Origin of the sequence: Mesorhizobium sp. M7A.F.Ca.ET.027.03.2.1 (assembly GCF_003999175.1) — a bacterium.
In the GTDB taxonomy this organism is placed as follows: Bacteria; Pseudomonadota; Alphaproteobacteria; order Rhizobiales; family Rhizobiaceae; genus Mesorhizobium.
Genome location: NZ_RZOM01001027.1, coordinates 1 through 2,221, shown reverse-complemented (window position 1 = coordinate 2,221; position 2,221 = coordinate 1). Strand labels below are relative to the sequence as shown.

The following is a 2,221-nucleotide window of genomic DNA, read 5'->3' as shown; positions in this document are numbered from 1 at the left end:
ACAGCGTGTGCACCGTCGGCAGGTCGCGGTTGAGCAGGCCGGCATTGTCGAGCTGGCCGAGGATGGCCATGATACCGCCGGCGCGGTGCACGTCTTCCATGTGCACGTCGGACTTGGCCGGAGCAACCTTGCACAGCACCGGCACCTTGCGCGACAGCGCGTCGATGTCGTCCTGATCGAAATCGATCTCGCCTTCATGCGCGGCAGCCAGGATGTGCAGCACGGTGTTGGTCGAGCCGCCCATGGCGATGTCGAGGGTCATGGCGTTCTCGAAGGCGCCCTTCGAGGCGATGTTGCGCGGCAGAGCCGTCTCGTCATCCTGTTCGTAGTAACGCTGAGCGAGATCGACGATCAGGTGACCGGCCTCGACGAACAGCCGCTTGCGGTCGGCATGGGTGGCCAATGTCGAGCCGTTGCCGGGCAGCGACAGGCCAAGCGCCTCGGTCAAACAATTCATCGAATTGGCGGTGAACATGCCCGAGCAGGAGCCGCAGGTCGGGCAGGCCGAGCGCTCGATGACCTTGACGTCCTCGTCGGAGACCCTGTCGTCGGCGGCCGCCACCATGGCATCGACCAGGTCGAGAGCCTGCGTCTTGCCGGCGAGCACCACCTTGCCGGCTTCCATCGGACCGCCGGAAACGAAGACGGTCGGGATGTTGAGGCGCAACGATGCCATCAGCATGCCGGGCGTGATCTTGTCGCAATTGGAGATGCAGACCATGGCGTCGGCACAGTGAGCATTGACCATGTATTCGACGGAATCGGCGATCAGCTCGCGCGACGGCAGCGAATAGAGCATGCCGTCATGGCCCATGGCGATGCCGTCGTCGACGGCGATGGTGTTGAATTCCTTGGCGACGCCGCCGGCCTTCTCGATCTCGCGCGCGACCAACTGGCCGAGATCCTTCAGATGGACATGGCCCGGCACGAACTGGGTGAAGGAGTTGACCACCGCGATGATCGGCTTGCCGAAATCCGAGTCCTTCATGCCGGTGGCGCGCCAGAGGCCGCGAGCGCCGGCCATGTTGCGGCCATGGGTGGTGGTGCGGGAGCGATAGGCAGGCATGTTTTTTCCTCGGTGGCTGGCCACAGCCAGGCATGGCGCGGCGGAGCTGAATTCGGACCGCAGGCGTTATAGACGCGCAAGCCCGGTCTGGCCACAATTTTGCAATGCGCCAGATTCTCTCAAAAAAAAATGCGTAGCACTGTCGGATGGCGCACTGCATGCCCGTCCTTGGGCAGACGACATGGAAATGGCACCGCGTTCGGAGTCAGCCGTTTCGCCGTAACGCAACCAAAACAACCCGAGGAGCACGACATGCAAAAGATCACCACCTGCCTGTGGTTCGACGGCCAGGCCGAAGAGGCCATGAATTTCTACGTCTCCATCTTCAAGAATTCGAAGGTGCTGAGCGTAATGCGCTGGCCCGAAGGCCACGCCAATGAAGGCAAGGTGCTGGTGACCACGTTCGAACTCGACGGGGTGCAATTCCAGGCGCTCAATGGTGGACCGCAGTTCAAGCACACCGAGGCGATGTCGCAGTCGATCGACTGCAAGACGCAGGAAGAGGTGGATTACTTCTGGGACAAGCTCATCGACGGTGGCGGCCAACCGTCGCAATGCAGCTGGCTGAAGGATAAATTCGGCGTCTCCTGGCAGGTTGTGCCGGAGCAGCTGCCGCGCCTGCTGCTGGATCCGGACCGGGCCAAGGCCGGCCGCGTGATGTCGGCGATGATGCAGATGAGCAAGATCGACATCGCCAGGATCGAGGAAGCGGCGAGAGGATAGTCGAGGGTCGGCGCTGCCCCTCATCCGCCCTTCGGGCACCTTCTCCCCGTGAACGGGGAGAAGGGAAAACTGGCGCCTACGCCGCCTTGTCGCGGACTTGATAGTCCTTGATCGTGGCAAACTTGATCGCCTTCCAGCGTTCCGCTTCGTAGTTCAGCGAGAAAGCGTGCTGGGCGAGGAACACCGGATCATTGTCGAGGTCGCGGGCGATGTCACCGCGATGCGCCTCGATGAAGCGAAGCGTCTCGGCTTTGTCGTCGGCCGATATCCAGCGACAGACTGAAAACCGCGACATCTCGAATTCGACCGGCAGCGTGTATTCGAAGTTCAGCCGTTCCTTCAGCACGTCGAGCTGCAGCGCGCCGACGACGCCGACGATGGCCGGCGAGCCATCCTCCGGCGAAAACAGCTGCACGACGCCCTCCTCTGCCA

General features: G+C 62.3%; 2 protein-coding genes and 1 pseudogene. 1 reads left to right on the top strand and 2 read right to left on the bottom strand.

Annotated features, from left to right (window positions below; all coding sequences use genetic code 11):
• Positions 1-1,066: dihydroxy-acid dehydratase (ilvD, locus tag EN750_RS30645; RefSeq protein WP_127398964.1), on the bottom strand; the 1,066-nt coding region annotated here is incomplete at its 3' end.
• Positions 1,067-1,318: 252 nt separating this feature from the next.
• On the opposite strand from ilvD, the gene EN750_RS30640 reads away from it, so the two are divergent.
• On the top strand, positions 1,319-1,789 hold the full coding sequence (locus tag EN750_RS30640) for a VOC family protein (RefSeq protein WP_127398963.1): 471 nt from the start codon (positions 1,319-1,321) through the stop codon (positions 1,787-1,789).
• A 76-nt stretch (positions 1,790-1,865) separates the two neighbouring features.
• Here the strand turns inward: EN750_RS30640 and prfC are convergent.
• A pseudogene (gene prfC, locus EN750_RS30635) lies at positions 1,866-2,221 on the bottom strand (peptide chain release factor 3); the annotation flags it as partial.

Bases quoted from the DNA above. Each gene is read 5' to 3' on its own strand.
- EN750_RS30640 (WP_127398963.1), top strand. From the start codon at position 1,319: ATGCAAAAGATCACCACCTGCCTGTGGTTCGACGGCCAGGCCGAAGAG.